7 protein-coding genes are annotated in these 7,276 nt (G+C 71.3%); 5 read left to right on the top strand and 2 right to left on the bottom strand.

Features of this window, described 5'->3' with window-relative positions:
* Positions 1-70 precede the first annotated feature (70 nt).
* A complete protein-coding gene (locus ACFWE2_RS23680; RefSeq protein ID WP_377226660.1) occupies positions 71-937 on the bottom strand; it encodes an OmpA family protein in 867 nt (288 codons plus the stop codon).
* A complete protein-coding gene (locus ACFWE2_RS23685; RefSeq protein WP_377226661.1) occupies positions 934-2,586 on the bottom strand; it encodes a helix-hairpin-helix domain-containing protein in 1,653 nt (550 codons plus the stop codon). The genes ACFWE2_RS23680 and ACFWE2_RS23685 overlap by 4 nt, the downstream gene beginning before the upstream one ends.
* Before the next feature lie 249 nt (positions 2,587-2,835).
* Between ACFWE2_RS23685 and ACFWE2_RS23690 the strand changes: the two genes are divergently transcribed.
* The 5 genes from ACFWE2_RS23690 (at position 2,836) to era (ending at position 7,163) form a co-directional block, all read left to right on the top strand.
* Complete coding sequence (locus tag ACFWE2_RS23690; RefSeq protein ID WP_377226662.1) at positions 2,836-3,186, top strand: histidine triad nucleotide-binding protein; 351 nt, start codon at positions 2,836-2,838, stop codon at positions 3,184-3,186.
* A gap of 104 nt (positions 3,187-3,290) precedes the next feature.
* The gene (locus tag ACFWE2_RS23695; protein WP_377226663.1) at positions 3,291-4,355 is read left to right on the top strand and encodes a PhoH family protein; all 1,065 of its coding nucleotides are present in this window, start codon (positions 3,291-3,293) and stop codon (positions 4,353-4,355) included.
* Positions 4,352-4,804 carry an rRNA maturation RNase YbeY gene (ybeY, locus tag ACFWE2_RS23700; RefSeq protein WP_377226664.1) on the top strand — a complete coding sequence of 151 codons (453 nt, stop codon included), beginning with the start codon at positions 4,352-4,354 and terminating at the stop codon, positions 4,802-4,804. The genes ACFWE2_RS23695 and ybeY overlap by 4 nt, the downstream gene beginning before the upstream one ends.
* Positions 4,801-6,198, top strand: a complete 1,398-nt coding sequence (locus tag ACFWE2_RS23705) for a hemolysin family protein (RefSeq protein WP_377226665.1) — start codon at positions 4,801-4,803, stop codon at positions 6,196-6,198. Before ybeY ends, ACFWE2_RS23705 begins: the two co-directional genes overlap by 4 nt.
* The gene (gene era / locus ACFWE2_RS23710) at positions 6,195-7,163 is read left to right on the top strand and encodes a GTPase Era (protein ID WP_377226666.1); all 969 of its coding nucleotides are present in this window, start codon (positions 6,195-6,197) and stop codon (positions 7,161-7,163) included. Before ACFWE2_RS23705 ends, era begins: the two co-directional genes overlap by 4 nt.
* The last annotated feature ends 113 nt before the right edge of the window (positions 7,164-7,276 follow it).

Raw genomic sequence — 7,276 nt, forward strand, 5'->3', positions numbered from 1 at the left:
CTACCTCGCGCGCTCCGAGGCGCCGAGATAGAGCGTGTGTCCGGACAGGCGCTCTACTTCGCGGTCCGCGTCAGTTCACCACGTTGAACTCCACGCGGCGGTTCTTCTCCAGGTCGGCGAAGGTCTTCGGCACGACCAGCGGGTCCGACTCGCCGTAACCCTTCGCGGTCAGCCGGTCCTCGTCCACGCCGAGCTCCACCAGCCGGTCGAGCACCACGTCGGCGCGGCGCTCGCTGAGCCGCTTGTTGGCCTCCCAGATCCCGCGCGAGTCGGTGTGCCCCTCGATGCGGACCTCGACCTCCGGGTGCTCCTCGAGCACCTCAGCGGCCTTCCGCACCACCGCACGGCCGTTCTTGGTCAGCTTCGCGCTGTCCGTGACGAACGTGATGTTCGGGATCTCGACCAGGTCCTCCTGGGCGTCCTCGCGCTCCTGCCGGGTCGGCTCGCGCGCCGGCTCGTCGTTCTCCGGCTCGTCCTCCTCCGGGGCGGCCGATGCGTCGTCGGGCGACGGGTCGGTCCCCTCGGGGGAGGGCGTCGCCTCGTCGGCAGGCGTCGCCTCGTCGGAGGCGCCGTCCGTCGTCTCCTCGGTCGCCGTGGGCTCGGGATCGCTCGCGGTCAGGGCGGCCTCGGCCGGCCCGATGTCGCCAGACACCGGCCCGTTCGGCCCGAACGCAACAGCGGTCCGGACACCCTCCACGCCGCTCACCACCTCGGTGGCCAGGAGCGCGTCGATGTCGGTCGCCGCCGTCACGTCGGCGTCCCGGCCGGTGACCTCGACGTCCACACCGTCGAGGTCGGCAGCGGCGAGCGCGCTCTCCGCACGCTCGGTCAGGTCGGCCTCGATCCCCTCGCGGAACCCCGTGTCCTGGATGCCCGAGAGCAGGCCCAGCCCGAGGACCGCGACGACGACCGGGGGCAGGACCGACCTCAGGCTCATGCCTTCGCCCCGGAGCCCGCGGACTCGGTGTCGTCGCCGGCCGCCGCGGCCTCTGCCGCCGCGGCTACCTCTGCCTCGTCCTGCGCGATCGCCTCGGCCTTGGCGTCCGCGTCGGCGATCTCGTCGACGTCGGCGTAGTCGACGTCCTTCCTGAACTTGGCCGCGCGGTCCTGCCCGCCGACGAGGTAGTCCTGGAACTCCTGGAGGCCGTCCTCGTCACCGTCGACCAGGTACTGGGCCTGGTCCGCCCAGTTCGCTGCCGCGGGGGCGAACTTGATGCCTGCCGTGGTCAGCGCCTCGCGCAGCTCCGCCTCGGACGCGGTCGCGACCTTGGCGTACGTGGTGTAGCCGGCGGTCTTGAGTGCGGCCTCGATCTTCGGGCCGATGCCCTCGATGCGCTGCAGATCCTGCGGCTCGGGCTCGGGCTCGGGCTCCGGCTCAGCAGCGGCGACGGCGGCGGCCTCCGCCTCGTCCTGCGCGATGGCGGCGGCCTTCGCGTCGGCGTCGGCGATCTCGTCGACGTCCGCGTAGTCCACCTTCTCGCTGAACTTGGCGCGCCGCTCCTGCCCGCCGACCAGGTAGTCCTGGTACTCGCGCAGGCCGTCCTCGTCGCCGTCGACCAGGTACTGGGCCTGGTCCGCCCAGCTCGTGGCGGCGGGGGCGAACTTGATGCCTGCCGTGGTCAGCGCCTCGCGCAGCTCCGCCTCGGACGCGCCCGCGACCTTGGCGTACGTCGTGTACCCAGCGGTCTTGAGCGCCGCCTCGATCTTCGGGCCGATGCCCTCGATGCGCTGCAGATCCTGCGGCTCGGGCTCGGGCTCGGGCTCGGGCTCCGGCTCCGGCTCGGGCTCAGCAGCGGCGACGGCGGCGGCCTCCGCCTCGTCCTGCGCAATGGCGGCGGCCTTCGCGTCCGCGTCGGCGATCTCGTCGACGTCCGCGTAGTCCACCTTCTCGCTGAACTTGGCGCGCCGCTCCTGCCCGCCGATGAGGTAGTCCTGGTACTCGTCGAGGCCCTTCGTGTCGTTGTCCACGAGGTACTGGGCCTGGTCGGCCCAGCTCGCGGCGGCGGGGGTGAACTTGATGCCCTGGCCCGCGACGGCCTGGCGCAGCTCCTCCTCGTTGGACGCGGCGATCGATGCGTACGTCGGGTAACCGGCGGCGATCAGCGCGGACGCGATCTTCGGGCCGATGCCCTCGATGCGCTGCAGGTCGTCGGGCTCGGCCTCCGCCTCGGCGGCCTCGCGCGCGACGGCCTCTGCCTCGGCGACGACGTCGGACCCGGCGGCCTCGACCTCCGCCTCGCCGATGACCGCACCGTCGGTGCCGGACTCGCCGTCGGACCCTGCCGCGCCGTCCGCGACCGGCAGGACGGTGCCGGAGCCGGCTGCGGGCTCGGCCTCCGGCGTCTCGACGCCGGCCTCCGCCGCGGTGCCCGTGGAGGCGACCGCGAGGGCGGGAGCTGGCTTGGCTTCCGCCTCGGCTACCGGCTCGGCGACGGCGGCCGTGCGCGCGGCCTCCGCCTTCTCCGCCACGTGCTTGCCCTTGGCCCGGCGGCCCCAGACGAGCCAGCCGATCCAGATGCCGATCGCGAGGCCGATCAGGGCCGCGACGATGATGAATGCGAGCGATTGGGCGATGAACCAACCCACGCGTACCTCCAGGTGACTACTGCGGTGTGTGGTGTGAGGGGACGACGGGACCCGCGGGACGGATGGCGACGAAATGGTGTCGCAGCGCGCCAATCTCCATCGAATGCCGCAAACTCTCCCACATCCCTTTCACCCGGGCATTACGGGCTGTGTAACGGTACGGAAAAAGATGCCCCGCCCTCCCGCCCGGGGAGGCCGTCGGGCCGCCTCCGGGGGTCGGTCCCGACCCTCGCCGGTAGCCTGCAGGGCATGACGAGCACCGACAGCCCTGACTGCCTCTTCTGCAAGATCGTGGCGGGGGAGATCCCCGCGGACGTCGTGGCGTCGTCGGACACGGCGATCGCGTTCCGGGACATCGCGCCCAAGGCGCCCGTGCACGTCCTCGTGGTACCGAAGGAGCACTACCCGGACGTGCCGGCCTTCGCAGCGACGGACGCCGCGGGCCTGGCGAGCGTCATCGGGCTCGCCGACGGCGTCGCGAGCGAGCTGGCCGACGGCCAGTACCGCCTCGTCTTCAACACCGGGCCCAAGGCCGGGCAGAGCGTCTTCCACGTGCACGCGCACCTGCTCGCGGGCGGGGAGCTACCCGGCTTCGCCTGAGAAGGCGACGGAAAGACCGTGGCAGCGCCCCTTCTGGTCGATAGGATGTGGACCATAGTCATCCCTACCGCACGAAGGAGCGGATCGGCCCGGCGGGCCGGCTCATGACAACTACGCCCAGCACACAGTCGCAGACCCGGATCGAGCACAAGATCGTCGTTCCGGCCCACATCCCGACGGTCGCGCTCCTCGGGAGCCGGGACTCGGTGCTGCGGGCCGTCGAAGAGGGCTTCCCCGGCGTCGATGTCCACGCCCGTGGCAACGAGATAGCCGTGAACGGACCGGCGGGCGACGTCGCCCTGGTCACCCAGCTTCTCGACGAGCTGATCGAGGTCGTCGAGGCGGGCACGCAGCTCACCCCTGAGGTCGTGAAGCGTTCGGTCGCCATGCTGAGCGCCGCCTCGGCGTCGCGCCCGGCCGAGGTCCTCACGTTCAACATCCTGTCCAGCCGTGGCCGCACCATCCGGCCCAAGACGGTCGGGCAGAAGGCGTACGTGGACGCGATCGACACCAACACCATCACGTTCGGCATCGGCCCGGCCGGTACCGGCAAGACCTACCTCGCCATGGCCAAGGCCGTCCAGGCGCTGCAGGCCAAGCAGGTCAACCGGATCATCCTCACGCGCCCCGCCGTCGAGGCAGGGGAGCGCCTCGGGTTCCTGCCCGGCACGCTGTCCGAGAAGATCGACCCGTACCTGCGCCCCCTGTACGACGCGCTGCACGACATGGTCGACCCCGAGCAGGTGCCCAAGCTGATCGAGGCGGGCACCATCGAGGTCGCGCCCCTGGCCTACATGCGTGGCCGGTCGCTGAACGACTCCTTCATCGTCCTGGACGAGGCGCAGAACACGTCCACCGAGCAGATGAAGATGTTCCTGACGCGCCTCGGCTTCGGCTCCAAGATGGTCATCACGGGCGACGCCACGCAGATCGACCTCCCGGGCGGCACCCAGTCGGGGCTCCGCGTCGTGGAGGACATCCTGCTGGGCGTCGACGACGTCGAGTTCTGCCGCCTCACGTCGTCCGACGTCGTGCGGCACCGGCTGGTCAGCGACATCATCGACGCGTACGCGCGGTGGGACGTCCTCACCGGCGACCGCCGTCCGGGCCGCCAGCCGCAGGACTTCCGTCAGGGCGGCAACCAGGGGAGCAAGAGGCAGCGCCGGTGAGCATCGAGGTCAACAACGAGTCGGGGTTCGAGGTCGACGAGGCGGAGTTCGCCGCGCTCGGCCGGTTCGTGCTGGACGCCATGCGGGTGCACCCGCAGTCGGAGCTGTCGATCATCTTCGTCGACACCACCGTCATGACGGACCTGCACGTGCAGTGGATGGACGAGCCGGGACCCACCGACGTCCTGTCCTTCCCGATGGACGAGCTGCGCCCCGGGCGCGACGGCGAGGTCACCCCGGCCGGGACGCTCGGCGACATAGTGCTGTGCCCTGAGGTCGCGGTCACCCAGGCCAAGGCCGCCGGCCACTCCACCACCGAGGAGCTCCTGCTCCTGACGACGCACGGCATCCTGCACCTGCTCGGCTACGACCACGCCGAGCCGGAGGAGGAGAAGGAGATGTTCGCGCTCCAGCGCAAGCTGCTCCTGACCTTCCTCGCGACTCGGTGACCGGCGTGATCGCCCTGCTCCTCACGCTTGTCATGCTGGTCGGTCTCTCGCTGGCCGGCATGCTCTCGGCCGGCGAGGCCGCACTCCTGCGGGTCACCCGCGCCTCGCTCACGGAGGCGCTCGCAGAGGCGGAGCTGGGGCGGTCACCCGATCCGGACCGCGCCTCGCGCATCCGCCGGGCCCAGGCGCTCGTCGTGGACCCGACGGCGATCGTCGCCTCCTTCGCGCTCGTGCGCGTGATGTCGGAGGTGGTCGCCATCGCGGCGGGGACCCTGCTGGTGCAGCAGACCATGCCCGGCGAGGGCGTTCCCGACGAGCTGCCCGTGATGCTCGTCGCGCTGGTCGTCGGTGTCGTGATCGGCGTGATCTTCGTGCGGGTCTCGCCGCGCGCGCTCGGCTTCCGCCATCCGGTGGCGGTGCTGCTCGCGCTCGTGGGTCCGCTGACCGGGGTGTCGCGTGCCGTCGCCTGGCTCACCAGGTTCTCGGTGCCGCGCTACGACCCGTCCCCGCCCACGGAGGCCGAGCTGCGCGACATCGCCGACCGCGTGGGCGAGAGCCTGTCGGAGAGCAGCGCGTTCGAGGAGTCCGACCGGGAGCTCATCCGCTCGGTGATCGAGCTGGGCGGCACCATCACCCGCGAGGTGATGGTGCCCCGCACCGACATGGTGACCGTCACCGCCGACACCTCCCTCGACCGGGTGCTGCGGCTGTTCCTGCGGTCCGGTTTCTCGCGCGTGCCGGTGGTCGGCGAGTCGGTGGACGACGTCGTCGGCGTCGCCTACCTGAAGGACGTCGTCGCCGCGGTGCACTGGCCCGTCGACGAGGGCGCACGCAGGCCCTCGCAGCGTCCCGCCGCCGACGTCGCGCGCGACGCCGTCTTCGTGCCCGAGTCCAAGCCGATCGACGACCTGCTGCGCGAGATGCAGGCCTCCGCCAGCCACATCGCGCTCGTCGTGGACGAGTACGGCGGCGTGGCGGGGCTCGTGACCATCGAGGACCTCCTCGAGGAGGTGGTGGGCGAGCTCACCGACGAGCACGACACGGTGCCCGTCCAGGAGGTCGAGGACCTCGGCGACGGGGTGTTCCGCGTGCCCGCGCGACTACCCGTCGACGAGCTCGGCGACCTGTTCGACCTGCGCCTGGACGACGACGACGTGGACACCGCCGGAGGCCTGCTGGCCAAGGTGCTCGGCAAGGTGCCGCTCGCGGGCTCGTCCGTCGAGGTGGGCGGCGTGCACCTGGAGGCGGAGCGCGTGGAGGGCCGCCGCAAGCAGATCTCGACGATACTCGTACATCGTACGGAGCCGGCCGCCGAGCCGGACGACAGCAACGGTGGTCTCGATCAGCACGACCACCGTGATCAGAAGCGTGACCAGAAGGAAGTGACCTCGTGAGCGACCAGACCGCCGTGGATCCGACCGCTGTCCACCGGAGCGGGTTCGCCTGCCTGGTGGGCCGCCCCAATGCCGGCAAGTCCACCCTGACGAACGCGCTGGTGGGGCAGAAGGTCGCGATCATGTCGGCTCGGCCGCAGACCACGCGCCACACGATCCGCGGCGTCGTGCACCGTGAGGACGCCCAGCTCGTGCTGGTGGACACGCCTGGCCTGCACCGGCCGCGGACCCTGCTGGGGGAGCGGCTCAACGACCTGGTGCGGGACACGCTGTCCGAGGTCGACGTCATCGCGTTCTGCATGCCCGCCGACCAGAAGGTCGGCCCCGGGGACCGCTACATCGCCGCGCAGCTCGCCGAGCTGATGACCGGCCGCAGGCGGGTGCCCGTCGTCGCCGTCGTGACGAAGGCCGACCTCGTCCCCCGCGAGACGCTCATGCAGCACCTCATCTCCGTCGACCAGCTCGCGAGGTCCGTGGACCGCGAGTGGGCCGACATCGTGCCCGTCTCCGCCAAGGACGGGTACCAGGTCGACGAGCTGGAGGCGGTGCTCGTCTCGCACCTGCCCGAGGGACCTGACCTCTACCCGGACGGCGAGCTGACGGACGAGCCGGAGGCCGTCATGGTCGCCGAGCTCGTGCGCGAGGCGGCCCTGGAGGGCGTGCGCGACGAGCTGCCGCACTCCCTCGCGGTGGTCGTGGACGAGATGGTTCCGCGCGAGGGGACGGGCGACCCCGAGAAGGGCAGGCCGCCGCTCCTCGACGTGCGGGTCAACCTGTTCGTCGAGCGCGACTCCCAGAAGGCGATCATCATCGGGCGCGGCGGGTCCCGCCTGCGGGCCGTCGGCACCGAGGCGCGCCAGGGCATCGAGAAGCTGCTCGGCCAGCGGATCTATCTCGACCTGCACGTCAAGGTCGCGAAGGACTGGCAGCGCGACCCGAAGCAGCTCCGCCGGCTGGGGTTCTAGCGTTCGGCGTCTCGCCGTGCTGCCCCGAGATCGGTCACCTGCACGCGGTGTGACGTGAGTTCGGTCGGTTGCCTTGAGATCGGTCATCTGATGGACCGATCTCAAGGCAAGCG

Source organism: Promicromonospora sp. NPDC060271 (assembly GCF_042726755.1).
Classification (GTDB): domain Bacteria; phylum Actinomycetota; class Actinomycetes; order Actinomycetales; family Cellulomonadaceae; genus Promicromonospora.